The organism is Pseudoalteromonas rubra (genome assembly GCF_001482385.1).
GTDB classification, from domain to species: Bacteria; Pseudomonadota; Gammaproteobacteria; order Enterobacterales; family Alteromonadaceae; genus Pseudoalteromonas; species Pseudoalteromonas ardens.
The window spans coordinates 1,704,210-1,731,060 of sequence record NZ_CP013611.1 but is presented as its reverse complement, the minus strand read 5'-3'; the positions used below and the strand labels follow the sequence as shown (position 1 = coordinate 1,731,060).

General features: G+C 47.0%; 12 protein-coding genes and 6 tRNA genes. 16 read left to right on the top strand and 2 right to left on the bottom strand.

The annotated features are described in order from the left end of the window. The first annotated feature begins 38 nt into the window (after positions 1-38). From alaS to csrA, 3 genes are all read left to right on the top strand, one after another. Positions 39-2,642, top strand: a complete 2,604-nt coding sequence (gene alaS / locus AT705_RS07640) for an alanine--tRNA ligase (RefSeq protein ID WP_058797930.1) — start codon at positions 39-41, stop codon at positions 2,640-2,642. A gap of 3 nt (positions 2,643-2,645) precedes the next feature. Continuing rightward, complete coding sequence (locus tag AT705_RS07635; protein WP_058796129.1) at positions 2,646-3,866, top strand: aspartate kinase; 1,221 nt, start codon at positions 2,646-2,648, stop codon at positions 3,864-3,866. Between the two features lie 90 nt (positions 3,867-3,956). After that, positions 3,957-4,148 (top strand): carbon storage regulator CsrA, encoded by a 192-nt coding sequence (gene csrA, locus AT705_RS07630; protein ID WP_010386837.1) that lies wholly within the window; start codon positions 3,957-3,959, stop codon positions 4,146-4,148. Positions 4,149-4,196: 48 nt separating this feature from the next. Here the strand turns inward: csrA and AT705_RS07625 are convergent, their stop codons facing one another. Further along, complete coding sequence (locus AT705_RS07625; RefSeq protein ID WP_058796128.1) at positions 4,197-4,673, bottom strand: YcxB family protein; 477 nt, start codon at positions 4,671-4,673, stop codon at positions 4,197-4,199. Between the two features lie 429 nt (positions 4,674-5,102). Here AT705_RS07625 and AT705_RS07620 point away from each other — a divergent pair, with 429 nt between their 5' ends. The 4 genes from AT705_RS07620 to AT705_RS07605 all read left to right on the top strand — a co-directional run bounded on the left by AT705_RS07620 (position 5,103) and on the right by AT705_RS07605 (position 8,604). Further along, the gene (locus AT705_RS07620; RefSeq protein ID WP_049864034.1) at positions 5,103-5,366 is read left to right on the top strand and encodes an OadG family protein; all 264 of its coding nucleotides are present in this window, start codon (positions 5,103-5,105) and stop codon (positions 5,364-5,366) included. A gap of 15 nt (positions 5,367-5,381) precedes the next feature. Next, positions 5,382-7,157, top strand: coding sequence for a sodium-extruding oxaloacetate decarboxylase subunit alpha (gene oadA / locus AT705_RS07615; RefSeq protein WP_058796127.1), 1,776 nt, complete (start codon positions 5,382-5,384; stop codon positions 7,155-7,157). Positions 7,158-7,167: 10 nt separating this feature from the next. Next, positions 7,168-8,301 (top strand): sodium ion-translocating decarboxylase subunit beta, encoded by a 1,134-nt coding sequence (locus tag AT705_RS07610; RefSeq protein ID WP_010386833.1) that lies wholly within the window; start codon positions 7,168-7,170, stop codon positions 8,299-8,301. 123 nt (positions 8,302-8,424) lie between these two features. Continuing rightward, a complete protein-coding gene (locus AT705_RS07605) occupies positions 8,425-8,604 on the top strand; it encodes a hypothetical protein (protein ID WP_010386832.1) in 180 nt (59 codons plus the stop codon). A gap of 42 nt (positions 8,605-8,646) precedes the next feature. Here AT705_RS07605 and AT705_RS07600 read toward each other — a convergent pair whose 3' ends face one another. Further along, positions 8,647-11,574 (bottom strand): ATP-binding protein, encoded by a 2,928-nt coding sequence (locus tag AT705_RS07600; protein WP_058796126.1) that lies wholly within the window; start codon positions 11,572-11,574, stop codon positions 8,647-8,649. A gap of 251 nt (positions 11,575-11,825) precedes the next feature. Here AT705_RS07600 and AT705_RS07595 point away from each other — a divergent pair. The 9 genes from AT705_RS07595 to AT705_RS07555 all read left to right on the top strand — a co-directional run bounded on the left by AT705_RS07595 (position 11,826) and on the right by AT705_RS07555 (position 26,352). Beyond that, positions 11,826-11,901, top strand: a tRNA-Phe gene (locus tag AT705_RS07595). Positions 11,902-12,040: 139 nt separating this feature from the next. Further along, a tRNA-Phe gene (locus AT705_RS07590) sits at positions 12,041-12,116 on the top strand. Between the two features lie 11 nt (positions 12,117-12,127). After that, positions 12,128-12,203, top strand: a tRNA-Thr gene (locus AT705_RS07585). A 108-nt stretch (positions 12,204-12,311) separates the two neighbouring features. After that, positions 12,312-12,387: transfer RNA gene (locus AT705_RS07580), tRNA-Phe, on the top strand. A gap of 11 nt (positions 12,388-12,398) precedes the next feature. Beyond that, positions 12,399-12,474, top strand: a tRNA-Thr gene (locus AT705_RS07575). Between the two features lie 136 nt (positions 12,475-12,610). Beyond that, positions 12,611-12,686 (top strand) — tRNA-Phe (locus AT705_RS07570). An 864-nt stretch (positions 12,687-13,550) separates the two neighbouring features. After that, entirely contained in the window at positions 13,551-14,912 is a 1,362-nt protein-coding gene (locus AT705_RS07565) for a hypothetical protein (RefSeq protein WP_058796125.1), read from the top strand. Next, a complete protein-coding gene (locus AT705_RS07560) occupies positions 14,909-25,780 on the top strand; it encodes a SpvB/TcaC N-terminal domain-containing protein (protein WP_058796124.1) in 10,872 nt (3,623 codons plus the stop codon). The genes AT705_RS07565 and AT705_RS07560 overlap by 4 nt, the downstream gene beginning before the upstream one ends. Next, a complete protein-coding gene (locus AT705_RS07555) occupies positions 25,777-26,352 on the top strand; it encodes an ankyrin repeat domain-containing protein (protein ID WP_058796123.1) in 576 nt (191 codons plus the stop codon). The genes AT705_RS07560 and AT705_RS07555 overlap by 4 nt, the downstream gene beginning before the upstream one ends. Positions 26,353-26,851 lie beyond the last annotated feature (499 nt).

The following is a 26,851-nucleotide window of genomic DNA, read 5'->3' as shown; positions in this document are numbered from 1 at the left end:
TGCCTGTCACTACAGCAGCAATAAAGGGTAATGAGCACATGCAGCAGATGACGACCGCACAGATAAGGCAGAGCTTTCTTGACTACTTTGCCAAACAACAACACCAGGTGGTGCCTTCAAGTTCACTGATCCCAGGTAATGACGCTACGTTGTTATTTACCAATGCCGGTATGGTGCAGTTTAAAGATGTGTTTCTGGGCGGGGAAAAGCGTCCTTATAACCGGGCGACCAGTTCACAGCGCTGTGTGCGTGCAGGGGGTAAACACAACGACCTGGAAAATGTTGGGTATACTGCGCGTCACCACACCTTTTTCGAAATGCTAGGCAACTTTAGCTTTGGTGATTACTTTAAGAAAGATGCCATTCGCTTTGCCTGGGAGTTTCTGACTGAAGAAATCAAACTACCCAAAGACAAACTCCTGGTCACTGTTTACCACAATGACGAGGAAGCCTATGACATTTGGTCAAAAGAGATGGGTGTTCCGGAAGATAAAATCATTCGTATCGCGACCTCGGATAATTTCTGGTCGATGGGTGATACTGGTCCATGTGGTCCTTGTTCAGAAATATTCTTTGACCATGGTGAAGAGATCTGGGGTGGACCGCCAGGGTCGCCAGAAGAAGATGGAGATCGTTTCATCGAAATCTGGAACCTAGTCTTCATGCAATACAACCGGCATGCCGATGGCACCATGGAGCCGCTACCTAAACAGTCGGTCGACACCGGCATGGGTCTTGAGCGTATTTCTGCGATCATGCAAGGCGTGCATTCAAACTATGAAATTGACCTGTTTCAGGCGTTGATTGCGGCGGCTGCGAAGGTAACGGGCGCACAAGATCTGGAAGATAAGTCACTGCGCGTTATCGCGGACCATATCCGCTCTTGTGCGTTTTTGATTGCTGATGGTGTGATGCCATCTAACGAAGGGCGTGGTTATGTACTACGTCGTATCATTCGTCGTGCTGTTCGTCATGGTAATAAATTAGGTGCTAAGGGCGCATTCTTCCACCAGTTGGTGAGCGCATTGAGTGAGCAAATGGGTGAAGCTTACCCTGAGCTGGTTAAACAAGGTGCCATCATCGAGAAGGTACTGCGTATTGAAGAAGAGCAGTTTGGTAAGACACTAGACCGCGGTCTGGCTATCCTGGAAGAGCACCTAGCTTCATTAGAAGGCGATGTGATCCCGGGTGATGTTGTGTTCAAATTGTACGATACCTATGGCTTCCCGGCAGATTTGACTGCAGATGTGGCACGTGAACGCTTTATGACCATCGATGAACGTGGCTTTAAAGAGTGCATGGAAACACAGCGTAAGATGGCTCAGCAGGCGGGTAAGTTTGGTGCCGATTATAACGAGCAGCTGAAATCTGAGAAGTCATCTGACTTTAAAGGCTACGATGCGACACACTACACCGGCACTGTGGTGGAGCTGTTCAAAGAAGGTCAGTCTGTTTCTGTGCTTGAGGAAGGCGACAGCGGCATTGTGGTGTTGGATCGCACGCCGTTTTACGCTGAGTCAGGTGGTCAAGTTGGAGATACCGGTAGCCTGAAAGTCGCGGCTGGAGAGTTTGTTGTAACAGATACGCAAAAACTCGGCAATGCCATTGCCCATCATGGTCGTGTGACAGGCCGTATTGGCGTTAATGACAAGGCCGATGCGCAGGTTGATGCAGCCCGTCGTGAAGACATCAAGAAAAACCACACTGCAACGCACATTTTACATGAAGCTCTGCGTCAGGCATTGGGTGAGCATGTTGCACAGAAAGGCTCACTGGTCATGGCTGATAAACTGCGCTTTGACTTTTCTCACTTCGAAGGGGTGAACAAAGCGCAATTGCGTGAGATTGAGGATGCTGTGAATGCACAGATCCGCACTAACTTCGCGCTAAATACCGAATTAATGGACATAGACGCGGCGAAAGAGAAGGGCGCCATGGCGCTGTTTGGCGAGAAGTACGACGATGAAGTACGTGTTGTGTCGATTGGTGACTACTCTATTGAGCTGTGCGGTGGTACACACGTGTCTCGTGCTGGCGACATTGGTCTGTTCAAGATTGTCTCTGAAGGCGGTATTGCTGCAGGTGTGCGTCGTATCGAAGCGGTAACCGGTGCTGAGGCCATTGCTTACGTAGCTAATCAAGAGCAAACGCTAGCCGAAATTGCAGCCTTGGTGAAAGGCGATAACAGCAGTGCGCTGGACAAAGTGGCGGCCCTGATTGAAAAAGCCAAAGGGTTAGAAAAGCAGGTGTCTCAGCTTAACGATAAATTGGCAAGTGCTGCTGGTGCGTCATTACTCGAGTCTGCGACAGACATCAATGGCATTAAAGTGTTGATTGCGAATGTAGCCGGTACAGAGTCCAAAGCGTTGCGTGGTATGGTCGATGACCTGAAGAACAAGATGGGTTCAGGGGTTATCGCTCTGGGTGTAGCAAATGGTGACAAAGTCAGCCTGATTGCTGGTGTCACTAAAGACTTGGTTGGTCGTGTGAAAGCCGGTGAACTGGTGAACCATATGGCTGCACAAGTAGGTGGTAAGGGCGGTGGCCGTCCTGATATGGCCCAGGCTGGCGGTTCAGAACCACAAAATCTGGACGCCGCATTGGCCAGTGTTTCAGCGTGGCTGGCTGAGAAAACTCAGTAACACGTGGCACTGATTGTTCAAAAGTTTGGTGGCACTTCGGTCGGCTCGATTGAGCGCATCGAAGCTGTCGCTGACCTGGTGGTTAAGACCCGACAAGCTGGCCATCAGGTGGTGGTTGTGTTGTCCGCTATGTCAGGTGAAACTAATCGTCTGATTAATCTGGCCACACAGATAGACGCGCAACCTAGCCCCAGAGAGCTCGATGTGCTGCTGACCACCGGTGAGCAGGTATCTATCGCATTATTGGCAATGGCCATCATTAAACGGGGCCATTCCGCCATCAGCTTACTGGCCGATCAAGCCGGTATTGTTACTGACAATATGTTTGGTCGTGCCCGCATTGTTGATATAGATACTTCACGTTTACGTCAAGAGCTGCAACAGCACCATATCAGTATCATTGCCGGCTTTCAGGGCCGTGATCTTGAGGGTAATATCACTACTTTAGGACGAGGCGGGACGGACACCAGCGCCGTTGAAATTGCTGCCGCGTTGGGGGCTGACGAGTGCCAGATTTACACCGATGTAGACGGTGTTTATACCTGTGATCCCCGTATCGAACCAAAAGCGCGCCGCATGGCCCGGGTTACGTTCGAGGAAATGTTGGAGCTTGCAAGCCTGGGCGCCAAAGTGTTGCAGATCCGCTCTGTCGAAGCGGCTGGACGTTATACCTTACCATTACGTGTTTTATCTACCTTTAAACCAGATGCCGGGACCTTGATTACTTACGAGGAAAGCCCCATGAATAAGAAAGTGGTATCGGGGATTGCGCATCAAAAAGATGAATGTCTGTTGATAGTTAAACAAGCATCTGACAGCCCCACAACCCTGGCTAAAATCTTGTCACTTTTTGGTGAATATGCGATAGAAGTCGACATGATCAGTCAAATGAATCAACATACTGGCAAAATAGACTATGCTTTAACTGTGCACAGCAATGATCATCTGCAGGCGCTGGATTTGCTCAGGACGCATCAGCACACGTTTGGCGCAGTTGAAATCGTTAGTAACACAGCGGTTGTAAAAATCTCAGCGGTAGGGGTGGGTTTAAAGTCGCACTCTGCGAACGTCGGCACATTCTTTTCGGCGCTGGCAGCAGAGAATATTTCACCTCTGTTAGTTGCAACCTCGGAAATAAAGATTTCAGTATTAATCGATGAGCGATACCTTGAGTTGGCTGTACGTGCTCTGCATGACGCTTTTAAACTGGAAAGTGACGTTTAGGCAATAATTTTGCTTACTTTTACGGAAACTTTTCATTAAAATGACCAAGACGCGGAATCTTTTAAATTTTGGAATAACAGGAGCAAGAGAATGCTAATTCTAACTCGCCGTGTAGGCGAAACTCTAATGATAGGTGATGAAGTAACTGTAACCGTATTAGGTGTTAAAGGAAATCAAGTTCGTATTGGCGTTAACGCCCCTAAAGATGTTTCTGTACACCGTGAAGAGATCTACATGCGTATTCAGGCTGAAAAGTCTAACCCGACTACGGGTAATATGTAATACCTGATTCCCGGACAACAGCCCGGTAGAATTCGAAAAGGTAGCCACTCAGTCGTGGCTATTTTTTTTGCTCAAAATAAACTCTAAGGCTTCTGCGGAGAGGGCTTTTTTAGAGATGTACTGGTTTGTACCCGCGCGCACCAGCACTACACCCAGCTGGGTTTCTGCTACCTTATTCACCTCTGACCAGAGGATCTGATACGATTTATAAGGATTGGTTGCCGTGATCCCCTGCGCGTCAATTTGTAGTGTTATCTTGCTACCACTGGCCCGCGTCACCATTTGCCTAGCTACCCACCAGGGGCGTCGATAGTAATGCGCAATACACTCCAAAACGGCAAGTAAAATCAAAAAGTTGCCTAGGTAGGCGTTGTCCAGGCCATAGATGGAAACACAGCCTAAAACAAATAAAAATGCCACCAGGGCATACTTAGGCTTACTGACATTGCTGTAAGGCAAAGATTGATCAAAACACTCACGGAAGTAATCTTTATCCAGTGTAAACTCGCAGTGAAACACGCACATAACTCCAGTTATTTCATTTCCCCATTATACCCTGAATTGGGTAGCTTGCGCAGACTTTACGTAAACGGCAGATCGCTGCCAAAGGTGTTTGTTAACATGTCCTAAAAAACTACTTTTGGTCATACCAATTGTATGTTTCTGTTGAGGGGAAGTCTGTGGGTGAATATTTTTTATGCCACCTGCCTATTTCCGCTAAGTATCTTGACTATTTTTCATATTTATTTGGCTGTTTTCATTAAATTTTCATTTGGATTATCGTAACAGTTTGAAATCTAGTATTAATTCTTATTGGTAATACCAATTTACACGCTGGTTTACAAAGCAGTCGGGTTTGTTATGATGGTTGCATAATTATCTATAAATTGTGGCTATCTATTGTATCTGCATGATGCCACGCAAAAAAATGTTAACAACAAGGGGAGAGCAGAGATGGACATAACCGCCTTACTGGCTCAGGCAGCCAGCTTAATGCTGACCGGAATGGTCGGGGTGTTTGTATTTTTGTCTATTTTGATTGTTGCGGTGAAGGGGCTATCTAAATTTGCCGCGCCAAAAGAAGCGCAAACACAGCCCAGCTCAAGGGCAACCAGATCGCAGGCTTCAGACGCCGGAAAAATACCAGGCGAGCATCTGGCCGCGATTAGCGCAGCGATTTCGCAATACCGTAATCAGCACTTCCAATCAGAAAAATAATTCAAGGGGTCACTTATGTCACAGCTCAAACTTACAGAATTGGTACTACGCGACGCACATCAGTCGTTACTGGCCACACGTATGCGCCTGGAAGATATGTTGCCCATTGCTGAGCAATTGGATCAGGTTGGTTATTGGTCAGTCGAATCCTGGGGTGGGGCGACTTTTGATGCCTGTATTCGTTACCTGGGCGAAGATCCCTGGTATAGGATCCGCGCTTTGAAAGAAGCGATGCCAAACACCAAGCAGCAGATGCTGTTGAGGGGACAAAACCTGCTGGGCTATCGTCATTACGCTGACGATGTTGTTGAAAAGTTTGTTGAGCGTGCCCATCACAACGGTGTTGACGTGTTCCGTATCTTCGATGCGATGAATGATGTACGTAACCTGGAAACGGCTATTCGTGCTGCGATTAAGGTTGGTGCACATGCACAGGGCACTATCTCGTATACGGTAAGTCCGGTACATACCCTGGAGATGTGGTTAGCACAGGCGAAACAACTTGAGCAAATGGGATGTCATTCAATCTGTATCAAAGACATGGCAGGGCTACTGAAACCTTATGACGCAGAAGTTCTGATCCGCGAACTGAAGAACACGGTGTCTGTGCCGATTGCCATGCAATGCCACGCTACGACGGGTTTGAGCACAGCGACCTACCAAAAAGCGGTTGATGCGGGCATTGATATGCTGGATACCGCGATTTCTTCAATGAGCATGACTTATGGTCACAGTGCCACTGAAACCTTAGTGTCGATTGTGGAGGGGACTGAGCGAGACACCGGGCTGGATTTATTGCAGCTTGAGGAGATAGCGGCTTATTTCCGCGATGTCCGTAAAAAGTATGCGGCCTTTGAGGGCAGTCTTAAAGGTGTAGATGGTCGTATTTTATCGGCACAAGTACCAGGTGGTATGTTGACCAATATGGAAAATCAGCTCAAAGAGCAAGGGGCTGATGACCGTTTAGATGAGGTACTCAAGGAGATCCCATCTGTACGCCAGGATCTGGGTTATTTGCCATTGGTGACACCAACCTCTCAGATTGTTGGTACTCAGGCTGTACTGAATGTGTTGACCGGAGAGCGCTACAAGTCCATCACCAAAGAAACGGCGGGTGTACTTAAAGGTGAATATGGTAAAACACCAGCGCCGGTTGAGGCTGCGCTGCAACAGCGTGTGTTGGACGGCGCACAAGCTATCACTTGTCGCCCTGCTGATTTGATTGAGCCTGAGTTAGCTGAGCTTGAGCGTGACTTAGTTGAAAAAGCAAAAAGCCTGGATATTGCGCTGAGTGAAGCGGTGATTGATGATGTGCTGACTTATGCCTTGTTCCCACAAGTTGGTCTTAAATTCCTGCAAAATCGTGACAACCCGGCGGCATTTGAACCTAAACCCGAGTTGGTTCAGCCGACTCAACCTGCCCCTGTGCCCGCTCAGGTGAGTAAACCTCAACAAGAACGTTACAGTGTGCAAGTGGAAGGTAAGGTATATAACGTGGTGGTTGCACCTGGCGGAGAACTCAAAGAAGTTGAGGTTAAGGACAGCGAGCTAATGCCCCAGTCGGCCTCGATCAGCAGCGGTGAAACGCTGAATGCACCGCTGGCAGGTAATATTTTTAAACTGCATGCCCGACAGGGTGATGTAGTCGAGCAGGGCGATCTGGTATTGATCATGGAAGCGATGAAAATGGAGACCGAAGTGCGTGCTACGCATAGCGGTAAAATCGCTGATATCTTGGTCAACGAGGGTGATTCAGTATCGGCTGGTGATGCCATTGTAGCGCTGGCATAGGAGACAGGGTATGGATGGACTATTGAATCTATGGTCAGCCACTGGGCTGGCCAATATGACCTTACCTGCATTGGCTATGATTGCCGTCGGCTGTGGTTTGCTTTACCTGGCAATAGCAAAGCGATTTGAGCCACTCCTGTTGGTCCCGATTGGCTTTGGCGCAATCCTGACCAATATTCCGGTTGCGGGCCTGGCAGATCCGGGTGGCTTGTTATACTACGTTTACTACATCGGGATCGACAGTGGTATTTTCCCGCTCTTGATCTTCATGGGGGTCGGGGCGCTAACGGATTTTAGTGCACTGATCGCGAACCCCAGAATGCTGCTGCTGGGTGCCGCTGCACAGTTTGGTATTTTCGCTACCCTGTTTGGCGCTATATTACTTAACTACGTCCCAGGTTTTGAATTTACTCTGCAAGATGCCTCAGCGATTGCCATTATCGGGGGAGCAGATGGGCCAACTGCTATCTTCCTGGCATCAAGGCTTTCACCAGAGCTGCTGGGTGCCATTGCCGTTGCAGCATACTCTTACATGGCGCTGGTACCGATCATTCAGCCTCCGATCATGCGGTTACTGACCACAGAGGAAGAGCGTAATATTGCTATGCCCCAGCTGAGAGCGGTTTCTAAGCAGGAGAAAATCTTGTTCCCACTTGGCGTGTTGACCCTGACCTTATTATTCCTGCCGGCCGCAACACCGCTGGTTGGGATGTTTTGTCTGGGCAATCTGATGCGCGAATCTGGGGTGGTTGACCGCCTGAGTAACTCAGCGCAGAACGAAATTATCAATATCACGACGATTTTCCTGGGCCTGGCAGTGGGCTCTAAGCTTGCGGCAGATGAGTTTTTGACAGTTGAGACCATAGGGATCCTGGTGTTGGGCGCCGCCGCGTTCAGTATTGGCACAGCATCCGGAGTTTATATGGCCAAAGTTATGAATCGCTTTGCCGGTGACAGCCCAATTAACCCACTGGTTGGCGCAGCCGGGGTATCTGCGGTGCCTATGGCTGCCAGGGTCGTGAATAAAGTCGGTTTAGAAAGTAACCCACACAACTTCTTATTAATGCATGCCATGGGACCAAATGTCGCAGGGGTACTGGGAAGTGCCGTTGCTGCGGGTATCTTGCTTGCACTTGTCGGTTAGCACTCTCCAACCTGTTGCGCGAAGTACTGCTTCGCGCTTTTTTCTTTTTATACTTGTTTCTTATTTGGCAAACCCGGCACGGCTGTGGCATGGTATCGCTATCAACATAAGGAGCGCGTAGTAATGAATGTTCTGATTATTTTAGGGAGCCTGATTGTCGCTTTGCTGATCCTGATCCCACTTTTGGAGAAGTATCAAAGCCGAATGGGACTGGATAAAATGCAGAAGTACGGCAAGTATATATTGCCTCTGGTCATGGTCTCCATCGTGATCCGCTTGATTTACGGCATGGTCCAGGGGTAGAAGCGTGCGCTCAGTAGCTTGCTTACTGAGCGCGATGCTGAATTAATCAGCTTGTGACTGCAAATAGCGTTGGATGAACTCAGTGGCCCGCTGGTAGTGTGCTTCCAGGGCATCCCTTAAATGGATCAGGTCGTCACTGGTCAATTCCTCTCCTTTACAGCGTTGTTCAAACTCAGCGGCCATGTCGGCCACGCCGTGTGCACCAATGGTTTTAGATATGGACTTGAGCTGGTGACACGCTTCTATGATTTCTTCCTGGCTCATGGAGATCACGCCGCCATTGATGTCTCTGGCCAACTCACTGCTTTGTTCCAGGTACATGCGGAAAAAGCGCAGGCGCTTGTTGGCATCATGATTGACATACTTATCCAGCTGCGCCAGATCAATCGGTTCATCAGACTCTGTTTGCTGAGGTTCAGGTGCCTGCGTTGTCGCGTCTGGTTGTACTTCAGGTTCAACCTTCTCTGGCTCCGCAGTTTGTTGTGGTTCAACTGGCTCACTGCGGGACTGCGTCGGCTCAACCTGTGTTTGTGACGGCATCTCGGGTTCACTTGGGCTTACGCTGTCTATTCGTTCGCTTTGTTGTTGGCCTGAGATACCAGTAGATTGTTGCCAGGTATCCAAAGTAGCCTCGAGCACATTGAGTTCAACAGGCTTTGTTATGTAGTCATTCATACCCGCAGCCAGACAACGGTCACGTTCACCTTTAAGTGCATTCGCCGTAATGGCAATGATATATGGCTGGGCATTAATGTCTTCTGCTTGTTCAGCTTCCTCACGAATTTTAGCGACCATGTCATAGCCGGACATTTTAGGCATGTGCAGATCGGTGAGAATAATAGGGTAATGAGCCTGTTGCCAGCGGGCCAGACCGTCCTCACCATTTTCCGCAACCTCAACACCATAGCCGAGCAAATGTAATTGATCCGTCAACACCTGCTGGTTGAGCACATTGTCTTCCACCAGCAGCACCAGTTTGTTGGTAGCTCTCGCGTCTTCGACATTCAGGTATTTGTTTAATGAACGTGATGGCTTGAGCTTTTTCGGCTTGTGCAGGCCCGCAGCAACCAAAATAGCTGTCATAAAGCTAGATTTACACAAAGGTGCGGCATTGAGGTAGAAAATACGGTCGTGGTTTAATGCCGGCTCATCCATTGTACTGAGTACAATGACCTGTTGGTTATTGTGCTCAATGGAATAGAGCAGGTCACGTAGCTGCCCGTTGACTTTGTCCATGCCATCCAGACCGTCCAGCACCCAGATCACATCACTGTTGTACTGATATTCGCTGAGTTCATCAGCTTCCCTCAGTACAACTGTATCAGCACCCATGAAGGACAAGTAGCGGGTAACAATATTACGCCGTGCCTGGGAATGGGTCAGCACGACCACTCTTTGGCTACTTAGAACGGCTTTGTTTGCGTAAGCTATCTGACCTTTTACACTAAACGGAAGTTCCACAACGAATTCACTACCCATACCGATATCAGAGCTAACATGAATTGAGCCCAGCATGAGTTCAACCAAGCTTTTACAAATAGATAAGCCCAGGCCTGTTCCGCCGTATTCTCGGGTAATGGAGCCTTCAGCCTGAATAAAGGGATTAAAAATTTCCCGCAGTTGTGCTTGCGTCATGCCCTTACCGTTATCTGTGACGGTAAAACGCAGGGTGTAGTGCTCAGAAGTGTTTTGTGCAACTTCAACTGAAATTTTAACAAAGCCGCGTCTGGCGTCGTCGGTGGTAGTGAACTTGATGGCATTGCTACACAGGTTGTATAAAACCTGACGAACACGCACGGCATCACCAACCAGGTTGTTTGGAATGTCTGGTGCAACAGCCAGTTGCAAATCTAACTTACGCTTTCTGGCCACAGAAGACAGCACCCGTGCCACTTCTTCAATGGTTTCAGCCACAGAGAAGACACTATTATCCATCTGCAGTTTACCGGCTTCAATTTTAGAAAAGTCGAGAATGTCATCCAGTATGCCCAGTAGTGAAAACGCGGAGTCACGAATGATGGTAGTCAAACGGTGTTGTGCGCCATCTAGTTCAGTCTGGCGTAATAAATCAATCGTACCGATAACCCCATTCATGGGGGTTCTGATTTCATGGCTCATCGTGGCCAGGAACGTGGTTTTGGCCTCACTGGCACGCTCTGCATTCAGCGTGGCTTTTTCCAGTGCCAAGGTTCTGGCTTGTACTTCAGATTCTAAACTGGTTTGTAATTGCTTTAGCTCTCTTTGTGCAGCTTGGTTTCCCTGAATGATGTCACGGATTTGGTTGATTAACTGGTTAATCCCCATGGCGGTGCTTGATAGCCCAAAGCTGAGTTTTTCAGTCACATGGATGTCATAGGACTTTTGATCCAGCAGGTGTTGCAGTTCTTCATTGAGTTCAGAGAGGTCTTTGCTGAGGCGACCAATAATCTGGCGCTTGAGGAAGATACCAAAAGCGATTGTCAGTAATAAAGCACACGCAGCTAAGCCTATACTGGTTACTGGCGAAGCGTTCGACTCAGGCTGTTGGGGAGCATATCTTAAAATGAGTTCACCCACAGGTAAATCATCTAACACGAGTGGCTGGTGTACGACAAACTCGCCACCCTGATCTACCTTGGCTTGTCTTTTTATTGGGGCAATGCTTTGTTCATTGGTTTGATACACTAAACTGGCTTGCCCAATGCCACTATCACTATACAGATACAATTCTATGTCTGGGTTGCTGGCTTCAAATGCAGAAAGAATTTGTTTGGCATAGTTATAGCCCAGCTTCATCATGGTATTGGATAAAGGTGTTGAAATATCCTTTGCCAGCAGCAACAGGTCTGGTCGTTGGGTGGAGTCTGCTTGTTTCTGATCTGCATCAGGCCAGGTAAAGGCTGCGGCAGCAGAAATGGCTGCAATAATGATGGTAACGACAATGAATAGAGGAACAAAGCCCCTTATGTTCGTATTAGACGAGTTTTCCATTATGTAATTCCGGACCCAACTTTTGTGCTATGTTTCTTTGTTGGTTGCAATCCTATCACCTATGCTGGATGAATTCTCCCCGTTTTTGCGCATGACAAGAGATAAGACGGCGCCATAAAGTGCTTCAAAATACCAAATACAGAGGGAAATTTAAGCGAATAGACGGGTTTTGTCGGAATAGTGTTCAGTCGGACACGGAGATTAAAAAAAAAGTTGACTTAACAAGGCAAAACCCGTTTAATACGCCGCACGCCCAGATAGCTCAGTCGGTAGAGCAGAGGATTGAAAATCCTCGTGTCGGTGGTTCGATTCCGCCTCTGGGCACCATTATTAAGGTGCGCCTGACTTAATCAGTTGGGTGAGATTAGACCGAAGCAACGCTTCGCAGCTAATCGAACGCGAGACAGGACGTCGAGCCCGAACGCTGCTTCAGGATGAATTATACAGCACAATATAACCAGTTTTTGCCCAGATAGCTCAGTCGGTAGAGCAGAGGATTGAAAATCCTCGTGTCGGTGGTTCGATTCCGCCTCTGGGCACCATTATTAAGTGTGCCGACTTAGCTCAGTTGGTAGAGCAACTGACTTGTAATCAGTAGGTCATCCGTTCGACTCGGATAGTCGGCACCATTTATTAACTCATAGTTGAGTTCGACTGAAATGATAAAGTTTCAGTCATTATCAAGGCATTGTCTTGATATGCGTTTAACTACAGAACGCACAATATAACCAGTTTTAGCCCAGATAGCTCAGTCGGTAGAGCAGAGGATTGAAAATCCTCGTGTCGGTGGTTCGATTCCGCCTCTGGGCACCATTATTAAGTGTGCCGACTTAGCTCAGTTGGTAGAGCAACTGACTTGTAATCAGTAGGTCATCCGTTCGACTCGGATAGTCGGCACCATTTTATTTTTAGCCCAGATAACTCAGTTGGGCGAAACAAGACCGAAGCATCGCTTCGCAGCTTGTTGAGGTGGAGTCAGGACGACGACAGGCCACCGCTTCATGGACGAAAGAATGGCACAATATAACCAGTTTTAGCCCAGATAGCTCAGTCGGTAGAGCAGAGGATTGAAAATCCTCGTGTCGGTGGTTCGATTCCGCCTCTGGGCACCATTATTAAAAAGCCTCGCATTAGCGGGGCTTTTTTGTTTCTGAGCTATGCTGTGAATTATGTTGGCATCATCGAGAACGCCTGCGAGTGGTTCGATGATGAAATACGTCCTTTTATTTCACCGCACGCGGCCAGCTAAAGCTGTTCAAAGTGGTTCCGGACCACTTTGTCCGCCACTGGGCACCATTATTCAAAAGCCTCGCATTAGCGGGGCTTTTTTGTTTCTGAGCTATGCTGTGAATTATGTTGGCATCATCGAACACGCCTGCGGGTGGTTTGATGATGAAATACGTCCTTGTATTTCACCGCAAGCGGCCAGCTGAAGCTGTTCAAAGTGGTTCCGGACCACTTTGTCCGCCTCTGGGCACCATTATTAAAAAGCCTCGCTTTAGCGGGGCTTTTTTGTTTCTGTTACATGCCGGGAAGGATTTCCTTTGGAAATGCACTTTCGCTGCTCGAAGCCTGGGGTGCTGTTAGTTTATATACAGGTGTAATTAGGGGTGTGTAGTTGTATAAGTTGATTAATTAAAACCCGATTGAATGAGCAACTTTCGTGTCATATTTTCATGATAAGCTCAATCTTTGATGGTCGTATTCATCAGGGGCTTATTTGCATAGAATCTATATTCCTGGCCTTTAAATTGTTAAAATTGGGTAAATAAATACTCAATTTTAATTCGCTTATATTTACTCTCAGTATGCAATACCTTTAAGTACCCCTCTAAAATTGACTCTTCTTGGTTATCTTTTTTGTTTAATTGTTATTTAATTTTTTCGGTGTTTTTATTGTGTTGTTTTTCGTGTGCTTTTGAAATAACATATGTAAACAACTTGATTTTAATAAATAAAATCAGGTCAAAATCTGCATGGCTAATCGACTCTCAATTTTGTTTGTTTTTCTGAGCTTCCTCATCATCAATTGTTCCATGGCATCGGAGTTTAAGCAGGCATATGCGCCTATTTATGTTTCGGTTAAACCTGATAGTGCAGGTGATACATTGGTGTGGACGGCTGCGCGTTTAGCAAAATATTATCGGATCGAACAATTTGTTGACGGCAAATGGGAGATGGTAAACGCGAATGTGTCAGGGACCCGGTACACAATGCCTGCAACAGCATCGGGCGTTTATCGTGTGACAGCATGTGACGAATATGGATGTGCTGTGGCGAAGCAGCAAAACAGAGTAGTCAGCGAACCATTTTCGGTCAAAGCTTTCTATAGCAATCGCAGTCAGGTTGATGATTACGGGTTGGTAGAAGTAAGCTGGCAAGTTAGCGGAGCCGCCACTGTATCCATAATGAAATCGACACAGGACGGAGCTACATATAGTTGGAACGCGCTGAATCCAACTCAAGGAACTCTAAAAAGCCATTTAAGTAGCATGTCCAGTTTCACACTGACAGCCCATGACTTTGGTGGTAAATCAACTTCGAGAGTACTTTCAATCGCAACTTTACCTGAAAACCCGGTTGAGTTGAACGGTGTAAAAGGCAGCTTTCTTCAGCCTTTATTTTTGTCAGGCCTTGATGTTGTTGAGCGTTCAGTGCTGGAGTACGAAGATAATCTGTATTTTGCAACGCATGGCGGCAGGTTGCATCGCTATTCGGTAACTAAAGAAGCTGGCAAAATTATTGATTGGCATGGTGATTGGGACATACCACTGGCCGGGGTGGTGAACAGCGCCCCGGTAATTGATGGGGATAAACTCATCTTTACAATGAGTATGCGGAATGGCAAAGGAAAGGTATGTAGTGCGTTTTTAGCGGATGGCAAGATGCATTCATGCAGTGAAGAGAAGAGCAGCAATGTGCTCGCCAGTCCTGTAATCATTAACCAGGCTCCATCAAGCAACCTGAGTGCAGTCAGCACATTCTTTACAGAATCCCGAAATGTAGAGAATGGGGTATACGTTTTTCAGCGTGATGGTTTGATACAAGTCTTAGACCCAAGTGACCTGAGTATCGTACTCAATGAGTATCGAATTGGGGGAGTAAGCGCTGAATTTATAAACACACCTTCGCTCATTACCGACGATTCGGGCGAGCGTCAGCAATTTATTATGCAAAATAGTGAAAACGAGATTTTTGGAGTTGATGTGCCGACACGGACCGTACCATCCACTATTAGTAATACGATGAACCAATGGTTTGGCTCAGAGCAAACGCAAACTCCTTCTACAAATAATCAAATACAAATATTACCAGTGGTGTGGAGGGAAAAGCTGTGAGTTTATTCAAATCAATTGTACTGGCCTGTTTCACGCTACTAACCTGCACAGTGCAAGCCTATACCGCACGTGTACCTGTATGTAATGCCTCTGATCTACATGCGATTACCGGCGAAGAAAAACATGTGACGCTTGGAAGTGATACAGCAAGTTACACTTTTAGTAGCAAACCTTATCAACGGCTTACGCTAAAACGGGGAACCACGACCCTACGCAGTAGTTCTACCTCTACTTCAGTGCATTACACTTTTCCGAGTGCTGGTATATACACAGTATCACTTAGACTGATGAATCATAATAGTGAAAGCGATCCAGAATACTATTGCGATAGAGATATCAAAGTAAATGATAATACCGCGCCCGAATTAGTGTCTGCGACTTACTCGGGGACTGACAATGAAGTCAGTTATGATGCACGGAGTGCTTTTAGTAAAGTTATATTTAAAGATGTAAATAAAGATGTCACCTCTTTCAAACTGTCATACGAAATATACTTAAATGGCGTTAAGAGAGAAGACAGCGGTGCTACAAGAGTATGCGATTTAAAACTAAATAAGGATGGTTTCTACGAGTGTGGCAAATCTATCTGGAAAAGCCAATTTATTGCGAATGCGACCTACAAATTTAAAGCAGTTTTAGAAGATAGCAAAGGTAATACTGCCTCGCATACCTATTCATATTTGATCAAAGAGGAAAATACGCCCCCTACGCTCCAAGTAAAAATAGATGGCACAGAAGCCGAGGATGGGGGGAAATATGAGGTCGTGTCGGGTGATAACCTAACCTTAGAAGTGAAAGGGCATGATAATGATGACGGTTACTCTAATCGAATAGACAAAATAGAGCTCAATATAGGTAATGGTTATACTGATGTAGCCTCTTTTACCGATAACACCTGTGAGCGCTCTACACGTACGCTGAAGTGCACCGGCATCGTCATCCCGGTTACAGAGTCTATCTCTCCGATGGAAGTCCAGGTGACAGACCGAAAAGGCGCAAGCCAGACAAAGTCGTTTAACGTTACTCTGACAACGCCACCGGAAGTGACTTTAGCTGCAACGAATACCAGTCCCTTTATCGATGAATCTGTGACTTTAACGGCAACTGCCAGCCATACGTCCGGCATAAAAGAGTACAAGATTTGCCGTGCACCGGGTAATTATCAGGCGACCAACAATGGGTGTGCTACGGCGGTAAAAACGTGTAGTACCAGTAGTACTAATTGTACAATGACCCTGGATGCACCTGGTCAGTCGGGTCAGTTTACATACTATGCTTATGCGGTGACGAATGAAGGCGCTTCCAATGCCTTTTCGCAAGTGATCAATTATGCGAACTTTTTTGGAATTTCTGTAAAAGCGCCAACCAAGTCATCTTACCTTATAGGCCGATTTCCTCTTGATTTTACGGTGTATGCGTCAGCCTTTTCTCGGCGTACTGCTGACGGTAAAGTGCCTAAACTGACTTCCTTGACCTTATACAGAAATGGCACGTCAGTAACTGACGGTATCAGTATTTCACCTTCTATAGATAATTTAGAGCTGCCTTTGGCCAGCTCTTCAGCAGATGCAAAGCGTATAAGCTTCAGTTGGAGGCCATCTAATAAGGATGCAGGGGACAATATTGAGCTTACCTTAGTGGCGACAGATAATGATGGCAATTCATCTACGGCTCGCCTCCCTGGGATCGCGCTCATTGAGGAAAAAGTGGGTGAGCCTGAGGTACCTGAGATCCAATTAAAGGACCTGGGAGCCGGTTTGATTGAAGTAAACTTCTCACGATTTAGAAATACGAGCAGGCTTAATATGCGGGCGACCTTGGATGGTGCTTCCTACCCGATGAAAGCAAGTAAGGTCAACGTTTACGGTAAGATTTCATATTTAACGACGATCCAGACCAAGTTTGCGGACCATGGTAAGCGACTCCGGGTGTATGCATATGCAACGAGAATTCATAACCGGGAATTAATTAAAGGTGAAGAAGGCAGTTCAGAGCCAATTACGGTCGTAAACCATGAGACCAAGTCTCACGCACCGGTGTTTAGCAGTGATATCACGCAAGCAGGTGGTCATTTTACGCTGAACTGGGTTGCTAACACGGATGGCGTCACACAAAGCTATCAATTAGCGGCCTGGAAAGGGCTGCCCAGTGACAGGTCCCGTGCACCCCATTCCGTGCTGACAACCACTACAGGCACAAGCTACCAGGTCAGGAACATAGTTCAGGGCCACTACACCTATGAAATCCGCGCTTGTAACAGCCAGGGCGTGTGTACCGCAGGCCAACAACATACTGTTGAGCATATTGCTCCCTATATTGATACCGCGAAGATAGAGGAATGTGGCGCTGAGTGCACTGCACCCAAAGCCAAAGTGACGGTTTCCGGGGTCGGATTTAGTGCGTCTCAGTCTGCTCTTTATGCGCGCTTACGAGGGACGGGGGATACTTTTTATATTTCACCACAGGACTTGTCTTTAAGTGGATACACGCTGACAGGCACCTTACCAGAAATAGTGCATGATGCCCTGCTGGACAATGGGGTAGAGATCACCATTACAAATGGCGTGTTGTCGGGTGATGCTGAAAACAATACATACCTGGAAAACACCATTATTTTGGATGAAACGGGGTCAGCGCAACGGCCCAACCTGCGTGGACGTGAATTTACGGTTAGTGAAAACAAAGTATTGTATGTGGGTGGTGAGGAAGGTGGCCTTAAAGCACATAAAGTGAATCTGGATGGTGATCTTCAATATTTGTGGACTTACCCTGAATCAAACCATCAGAATGTTCCGGTTACCGCTAAGCCTCTAGTCAGGCTCGAGCCTATTGCTGAAACTGCCGGCGCCAGAAAAATAGACAATATCTACTTTGGTTCACTGAACCATCATTTCTACCGTCTGACTTATGATCCGATAGCGAACCTGGAAGTGACTACAAAATGGCAATTCCAAACACAAGGTGAGATCCGCGCCGGTGCGCAATTTGATCAAAATAATGCCCTGTTAATTGGCTCTATGGATGAAGCGCTTTATTCACTGGATGCAAAAACGGGGTTAGCGAACTGGCATTATACATTCCCGCGCAGTGGCGGGATTGTGATGCCGCCTAAGGTATCAGCTTCCGGACATATCTATGTCACGACAGCAGATAGAGAGGTACACGTCATCGATCAGCGTATGATTGGTGCCAATGCTGTGAAATGGCAGGAAATCGATGCTTTAGCGCTGCAATTCGAAGACGAAATAAAAGAGTGGGAAGCTCAGTGGTGGCATCCGGACCAAAATACCGATGGTCTTGTGGTTTTGACGAAAGCCATGCTGGTTCTGTTACAAAGAACACCCAGTAAAAAAGAGTTGAGTTTCATGGCTTATCTGATGGTTAATGGTCATCCGCTCAATGAGATGATTAATGCACTGATTAACATTGAGCCATCTTTGTCTGAGTCGTCCAATGCACAATTCATCAGTACGTTATTTGACTATTTGCTGCTAAAAGACGGCGCTGATCAGGTGTTGAGTGGCGCCACATATGGATCCGGCGATCAGGCTTATTGGGTCGGCATCCTTGAAATGGGGGTTACCCGGGCTGATGTGATCATTGACCTGTTGGGACAGAGCAATAACCAATATGAAGCGGCAACTTTTAACCTGCTTAAGTACTTCTATGGCCGTTGCTTAGTAAGTGACTACTGTGATTATGACTATGACAGTGATAAAGATGGTCTGAGTGACAGGGTAGAAGAAGCAATCGGCACTAATCCTGCGGATCATCGAGATGGCCTGCATATCCCCACATTAAGCGCAACGGAGCAAAGTGGCATAATCGAATTCATGCTGACAGCACCGGGGCGGGTTGAAGAATATCAACTGTATGCGCTGCAGCCTGGCAACCCTCAGTATCAACTGTTTGCAACCCTGGATCCTGACAAAACCAAAGCCGATAATGTCGGTGCACTTACCAAAATATTTAAACAAAACGGCAGTTATCAGTTTAAGGCACTGGCATGTGTAAAACTCCCGGACTCTCTTGCGGATAAAGTGCTATCTCGTTGTAGCAACAATTACTCCAATGAAGCGCAAATTATCATCACTAGCTCGGCTGTAGAGGGAAGCCCGTCTGTTGCGTTGCCATCCGTTGAAGTTGCACCGGAGCAAGCGCCGAGCGAAAGTGTGTTGCTTGCCCATGCTCGTTTACAACCAACCACAGGCAGTTTCCGGGTAACCGAAAGCGGCGCTGCATCTTATAGTGTGCCCATTGCGTTACCCGCGGGTATCACAGGCGTGCAGCCTGAGGTCAGTCTGAACTACAGTTCTCAAGGCGGTGATGGCTTAGTTGCTCTTGGCTGGAATTTGAGTGCGACATCGGGTATTTCACGCTGTCGGCAAACTAAAGCACAGGACGGCCAGTTTAAAGGGCTGACATTAAGTGAGGATGACCGGTATTGCCTTGATGGTCAGCGCTTGATCAGTAAAGCGCTGCAAACGCACAGTGGTAGCTTCGAGGGCGAGCAAATTGCTGACGAATATATGACTGAGATAGATGCCCAGATAACCGTTTATAAATTAGGTGAGGGTAGCCAATCTCAATTTGTTGTGCTTGCAAAGGATGGCTCGGTAAAACGATACGGCGCATCAGAAACTAGTCGTACCAACCTGACGGATGCCGATGGTGTTGTTCATACCATGAGCTGGATGCTGTCAGAAGTGAAAGACAACCTGGGCCACCAAAGCACGACCATCAACTATGTTTACACAGAGCTGACAGACCCAGATCACAGTGCAAACTCTGGAAAAGTCCTGTCAGAAATTAACTATAGTGGCAACCGAGTCGTGTTTACCCATGAGGTAGGGGCGCTGCGCCATGCAGGCTACGTAGATACAGCAAAAGTGACTCAGTTTGCACGTCTGAGCAATATTGAGGTATTTAATCATGAGGGGGCGGAGCTTGCCCATTATGATCTGGATTTTGTGGATGCGGTCAATGGCACTCGCCTGCTGCAAAGTATTGCGCATTGCCGTGGCAGTGTTTGTCGTGCCCCTGTCTCCTTCAGTTATGATGCTTTTGCCAACAAACTGGACTTTGAAGCGTTTAGCAGTGTGTATTCAAAAGAGCGGATGGATAATGCACTGTCGTCTGTCACTTTAGCCGATTTAAAAGCGTCAGGTCTGGCACAACTGGTCACGCTGGAGCAGACAGACAAGGGTGCTAAGCGTTATACATTGTGCGTTTATCAGGGTCATACCTATCAAGCGGCCGAAGAGCTGGCATGCCGGGATATATACCGAAAGGATGATCAGGAAAGTGTCAGTATGTTTGCCATAGATCATGATTTGGATGGCCGGCAGACTCTGATGATCAATTTGCGGTCAGAGCATACGTCTGATGCCAATCCAGGTTATTGGGCCCATTATGCACTGAGCGACAACAATCAGCTGCAAACTCTGAGTCTGCCAGAAGGCTGGCCTGCTAATCATTACATGCGTGAAATCAAACCTGCCGATCTGAATGGCGATGGCTACGCAGACCTGGTGTATAAGCATAAAAAAGACGACCCCAACTTGTACGTCAGGTTAGCAGACCCTGAAACCAAAGCATTTGGTCATCAGTACGTGCTCGGTACTGACGTGGGCGAAGGCAATTTTTATGGTTACGGCGACTTTACGAGTAAGGGCACTGACTGGCATGTCATCGATATGAACTTTGACGGTCTGGCAGATATTGTTGCACTGAAATGTGACTCTACCCACTGTAACAATGACGATGCTAAACGTCTGGCGGTGCACTATAACCAGGGAGAAACTGGCTATGGCGGATTCAATCCTTTCCTGACAGAAACGATTGCATCAGATGAGAAAATAGAACTGTTAACGCCAAGTGACGTTAATGGCGATGGCCTGGTGGATCTGATGTATCTGGCTACACCTACGTACAATCATGATGTAAAACAGTGGCATGTACAGCTTAATCAATCCAGTGAGCGAGTTAAATTCAGAAAGGTGTTTGTTGCGACAGCCAAATCTAGCAATGACACTTTGTCGGTCAGCGAGCTGATTCCGCCTATGTCGATGGACATAGACAAAAACGGCAAAGCGGATCTGTTCTTCAAAGAAAAGAACACGAAAAAATGGCGTCGTTATGAGTGGTCGACTCAAAGTGAGCGCTTCACTAAGCTCAGTGACAACGCGTTTGAGCTTGCCGTTGATACCAGAGGCGGAGACTTTGCCTTTTTCAGTGATTACGATGGCAATGGTGTTGCAGACATTCTGATTAAACACGACTATGGTGTCAGTGTCAGGTATAACCTGAGTCAGCGCCCCACAGCAGGCATGTTGCTTGAGGTCAATCAAGGGTATGCCGGTCATACAAACAGTACGACTATCCACTATGGGTTAATGTCGGACAGAGCAGTTTATACAGACCTTAACGATGACCTCACGGCAGATTTAGGGCTCTTCAATGCGCAACAGCTATTAGTCAGCAAGATGACCGGCGCGGGTGTATTGGTTGCCAGTGTTGAAACCGACAGCCCGAGTAATCGCAGTGGCGCCTTGTCGGCCGATAAAGCGAAAGTGGATTATCATTACCAGGGCGCACGTGTGCAATTTGGTGGTCGCGGACCTCTGGGCTTTAAAGTGCTCAAGACCACCACACAAAAAGATGGCAAGACTTTTGAGACGACCACGCGCTACCATCAGGCATTTCCGCTCACCGGCATGCCGTACTCAACCCATAAACGAATGCAAACAGCAGACACCAGTGAGCTGCTCAGCATCTCGGTTAACGAGTACAACAAGCAGAAAACGCAGCAACTAAATGACGTGACCGCTTATCGGGTTTACAATTCGGACAGTCGTGAATGTAGCGCCGTAGTTGACTCAGGAGTGAGTGTGAGTGCTTACACTTGTACAGATACAACAACCTTACAAGATACGTATGGCAATGTTAAAAACCTGACCGTGAATACCTACGATGTTGATGCCTCCGGTGCTGAGCATTTCACCACAGTTGGCGCAACGGGCACTGTGCAGCACAGTGTTGTCACTGAAAACCAATATGGCACAACAGAAGAGCACCAGCGCTTGGGCCGGTTGTCTGAAACCAAGGTGACTCACAGTGGAGAGGGCCTCACTGCGATTTCTAAAACCAGTCACTTTGAATACTATCCCCAGAACCATGCCCATGAAAATATGCTTCATAAGGAGGTTGTCGGAAAAGGCTTGGGTTGTGAGTATGAGTTAACGGCAGAACATTCATACGATAACGTTGGCAATAAAGTAAAAGTGCAAAGCGAAAACACCGCATGTACAGGAGCGGAGCGTGAAACGCGCACCTCTGAAACTATCTTTGATGCGCAAGGGCGTTACGTACTCCACACCAAGAAAAGTGGTAGCAAAAGTACACTGTCGTTGATTTCCGAAAAAGTCCGTACCGTCGAGCTGGGCCAGCATACTTTGACACGTCGCAATGCATTCGGCCAGCCGCTTGAGCTGATTGACAGCAATGGCGTATTGACTTACCTAACTTATGATCACTTTGGCGGAAAAGTGGGGTCGTACCGTACGACTGGTGCACAGGCGTATAGCTATTTCACAGCGTGTGGCTCGAATGAAAACTGTGTGGTACGCCTGAATAAAGAAGTTAACGGCGTACTGCGCGAAAAACACTTGCTGGATAAACTGGGACGCACTTATTCAGTGAGCAAGCTGACAGTACTTGAGAACCATTGGCTGACCTCTGGCTATCAGTTTGACCGCTACGGTCGTAATGATGTGGTCATCGAGGCCGGTTCAGAGGCTGTGACAAACACCTATGATGCGCTGGATAGGGTAACGAGTGTCTACGACGCAAATTCTGGCACAACATCAGAGACAAAGTTCGAGGGTCGAAAGGCCACAGTTACTGTCAGTGGTTCTGATATTCGTGCTCAGGTTAAATCTACGCTGAGTAATGCCATTGGCCAGACAGTGCAGGTGATAGACAACATCAATCACACTCTGGACTACACCTATAACGCACTGGGTGCTCAGCTCACCGTTCAGTCATCGGCAGAAGCGGCCAATGATCGCCTGCTGAGTACCATTACTTATGACGACATGGGTCGTAAAGAGTCTGTGCAGGATTCAGACAGAGGCTACTGGCAATATACGTACAATGCTTTTGGCGAGCTACGTAAGCAAACTGATGCACGTGGTGTGAAACTAACCATGGAATACGACTTCTTAGGTCGAAAAATCCAGCAGGAGCAAACGACGCCAGAGGGGGTGTTTGCCGAAGGTACCAGTACCTGGGTGTATGGAGATACAAACGATACCGTTCATCGCTTGATATCAAGTTCGCAGGGCTCAGACTGGGGGCAAACCTATTATTACGACAAATTAGGGCGTGCAGCAGCAACGCTGACGTCACTGGATAGTACGAGTCAGTGTACAGGGCAAGTCAGTGATGTGGGGTCAACGGGCGATTTACGTATTACGGATGGCTCAAACCTGGACCCAATTGATAACCTCTGTGTGATCCAACAGAGCTTCTATGATAGCTATAGTCGTTTGGCCTTGCAGTTTGATGACTATCGCCGTGACGAACAGGGCAACTTTATCGAAGCGCGCGGTGTTGCGATGACCTATCAAAATGGTCAGCTGCTGGCAAAAACAGAGGCGCGTAATAGCAATAAGGGCCAGGTTTACTACAAAGTGACGGCGCTAAATGCCCGTGGTCAGGTCACCACGTACGAAAAAGGCGGCGTAACCATGAACATCACCTATGACCAAAAGGGCATGGTCGAAAAGATTGCAGACAGCAACTTTGCAATTCAAAGTGACGTTTACAGCTTTGACAGCCTGGGCAATTTGATAAGCCGCAAACAGATAGGCATGGACACCCGCACTTATCATTATGATGATATGAACCGGGTGCTGGGAGTAAACAACGTCGATCTGTTCAAGTACTCTGCATCGGGTAATTTAACCGAGAAAGCGGATTATCTGATTGGTACAGACGTTGACTGTCCTGGTTATGAAGGCTCATCAGTGCTGGTGTTGGGTCGCTGGACTCAGCGATATGGTGAAGACAATACGCCACTACATGCTATTTCTTCACGAAGCCGTATAGCAAGTTCGAGCTGTTTGGGCACACTGCCTGCTAAGACAGAGTCCTTTAGTTATGATGCCAATGGTAATCAGATAACGCGTTCAGGCAGTGATGGCACTACGTCAATTGAGTACAGTGCGCGTAATAAAGCGGTTGAAATGACGGGCAATGGAGAGACCGTCACCTTCAGGTATGATGCGAATAATCGTCGCTACAAGCGAGTGGATGAGTCAAACACAGTATATTACGTGGGTGCTCTGGAGCTGACCAAGCCAAAAGGTGAGGACGGCAAGTCTGTGATTAACCGTTATATCGGCAACGACGCACAACAAACCTACTATGATACAGGGATGAGCAAAACCAAGTGGTTGTTTACCGATCATCAGGGGTCCACCATTGTCGTGACTAATAGCGAACATAAGGTCCTGACACGTTATGCGTACGATATATTTGGTAAGCAGCGTGAGGTTGAGCAGAATACCGATCTGATTGGCGAAGTGTTCAACAATATAAGTGACAACCTGAGAGCCTATACAGGTCATGAGCCGGTGTCACTGGGCGGCGACAAGCGTATCATTCATATGAATGGTCGGATCTACGATGCAGATACGGGACGGTTTATGCAGGCGGATCCTGTGGTGCAGGCGCCGAGTAACATCCAGAGTTACAACGCGTACAGCTATGTACTGAACAATCCGCTTAGCCGGATTGATCCGAGTGGTTATATCAGCCTTGGCAAGATTTTGAGCCCTGCATTGAGGCCAATGATAAAGCTATCTTCAAAAGTAATTGGCCCTACGCTTACGAACATTATTGGTAATATTGCATTTTATAAACTTGGGGATTTTGTTGGTTCGGCGTATTGGAGTTACAACTTTACTCGCGCGATGGGCGGCTCTTCATCACAGGCATTCAAAGCTGGGGCGATTGCAGCTGTTTCCGCAGAAGCTTTCAACCAGATAGGCCAAGCTTTTGATGGCACCGGTGGTGCTTTCTGGAATACTGGTGGTGTTGGTCATGTGGCTACTCATGCACTTACGGGCGGGATCATATCCGTACTTCAGGGCGGTAAATTTGGTCATGGCTTCTGGAGTGCGGGATTAACGAAAGGACTTAATATAAATGGTATTGTGGGGACTCAACAGGGGGCCGGTTGGTCGGCTTTGAGAATCACAATGGCCGCAGTTGTTGGCGGAACTGTATCGAAAGTTACTGGTGGTAAGTTCTCTAACGGCGCAACTACCGCTGCGTTTGCTCAGGCATTTAATGGTGAGGCGCAGGCTACGAGACAAGCTAGAGCGAGAGCCAGAGCTGAAAGGCAGCTTAAAGACCCTAGGGTTAAGGCTATGCTTGATATGCTAGGAGAAGCTGAGTCCAATGGGCGATATAATGTTAGGAACGGTGGTGATACATTTGATAGTTTTGGTAGCCATCCAGGAAGACACACTAATGGGAACAGTGCAGCAGGGAAGTATCAGTTTACAGAAGCGACCTGGGATGAGTATTCAGGGAAGTTGGGGTTGGAAGATTTCAGCCCGCATAGTCAAGATCTTGCCGCAGTGAAGTTGATGGATCAGGTTGGAGCAATTGATGAGCTAATGCGTGATAATCCTATAGGTGCAATTAGTAGAATCGGAAGGCGCTGGGAAGCATTTCCGTATAGCGTTCATTCATCGGGGTCATTTGGTAGCTCTTATGAGCACCAAAGTTTGAGGCCTTCATTTGAGTTCTTACAATCAAAATATTACATACGACTTGTTCATGGAAATTACGAATGAAAAAAATAGCACTTTACCTTTTTATTATTATGAACTTGGCCATGTGCAAAGTAGAAGCCGCGGCTATATCAATTTGCTTTTCTTATGACTCTTTGACTTTTTCTGAGAAAAAGATAAATGTCAAAAAGGAAAGGTTATTGAACGCAATACAAGAGAATGATGAGAGTGCCATTATCTTCTATATGAGATCTGAAATATCTTATCTTAAAGGTAATCATTATGCTCTTGATACACGGGAATACAAATTGAAGGAGCAGGCTATTTTTTGGGATGCCGTTATGGGAAATAATTTAAAACTTGTTAAGAGGTATGTGGATTTAGGGGTTGAGTTGAATCAACTTTACCCTGTTGACACATTGCTTTCTCCATTGATGATCGCATCTCGTTGTGGGTATGTTGAGATGGTTAAAATGCTAATAAAAGCTGGTGCAGATATAAATATGAAAGGAGCCATAGTTAGTATAAATAACACTTACATTTATGATGTAACAGCATTATCACAAGCACAGAAAATGGAATATATCGAGATCGAGGAACTATTGCTAGAAGCAGGCGCTATAAAAATTAAGTGAGTCAGGAATCAACTCGGTAGTTGTAGAGTTCGAAGCTTCCCTTTCCCTTGGAAAACTGACGCATGCCCGAAGCCCCAGGCACCCGCCGGGGCTTTTCTGTTTCTGGTCGCATGTCACCGATTTTTTGGTCGCATCGGTTTGACCAATGTGGTCGTATCCATCGACCTCGTGGTCCGCAGGGAGTGTGATATACACCTGTATATATCGCTTGATAGGACCAGGTAAGTCAGAGTTGTATGACCACAAAGTCGATTTGTCATGACCAGCTTTATCAGCACATACGACCAGGTTAGAAACAATAATGTAACAAGCTTAGATGAGGCTATAAGGTTATTCGGTGGCTGGGTGTTCGAAATTTATTTAGGTGCTCTGTTACTACGTTTAGTTCTGGACAATTGCCTCTATTACTGCGATCAAAAAGAGTCATCTCAATCTCTATCTGATGGACTTTTTCAGTATTACGTCTGATGAAGTCTATAAATAGGCCAGACTCTTTCAT

Excerpts from the sequence above, each read along its gene's own strand:
- alaS (WP_058797930.1), top strand. The coding sequence starts at position 39 with ATGCAGCAGATGACGACCGCACAGATAAGGCAGAGCTTTCTTGACTAC.
- csrA (WP_010386837.1), top strand. The coding sequence starts at position 3,957 with ATGCTAATTCTAACTCGCCGTGTAGGCGAAACTCTAATGATAGGTGAT.
- AT705_RS07625 (WP_058796128.1), bottom strand. The coding sequence starts at position 4,673 with ATGTGCGTGTTTCACTGCGAGTTTACACTGGATAAAGATTACTTCCGT.
- AT705_RS07620 (WP_049864034.1), top strand. The coding sequence starts at position 5,103 with ATGGACATAACCGCCTTACTGGCTCAGGCAGCCAGCTTAATGCTGACC.
- oadA (WP_058796127.1), top strand. The coding sequence starts at position 5,382 with ATGTCACAGCTCAAACTTACAGAATTGGTACTACGCGACGCACATCAG.
- AT705_RS07610 (WP_010386833.1), top strand. The coding sequence starts at position 7,168 with ATGGATGGACTATTGAATCTATGGTCAGCCACTGGGCTGGCCAATATG.
- AT705_RS07605 (WP_010386832.1), top strand. The coding sequence starts at position 8,425 with ATGAATGTTCTGATTATTTTAGGGAGCCTGATTGTCGCTTTGCTGATC.
- AT705_RS07600 (WP_058796126.1), bottom strand. The coding sequence starts at position 11,574 with ATGGAAAACTCGTCTAATACGAACATAAGGGGCTTTGTTCCTCTATTC.
- AT705_RS07565 (WP_058796125.1), top strand. The coding sequence starts at position 13,551 with ATGGCTAATCGACTCTCAATTTTGTTTGTTTTTCTGAGCTTCCTCATC.
- AT705_RS07555 (WP_058796123.1), top strand. The coding sequence starts at position 25,777 with ATGAAAAAAATAGCACTTTACCTTTTTATTATTATGAACTTGGCCATG.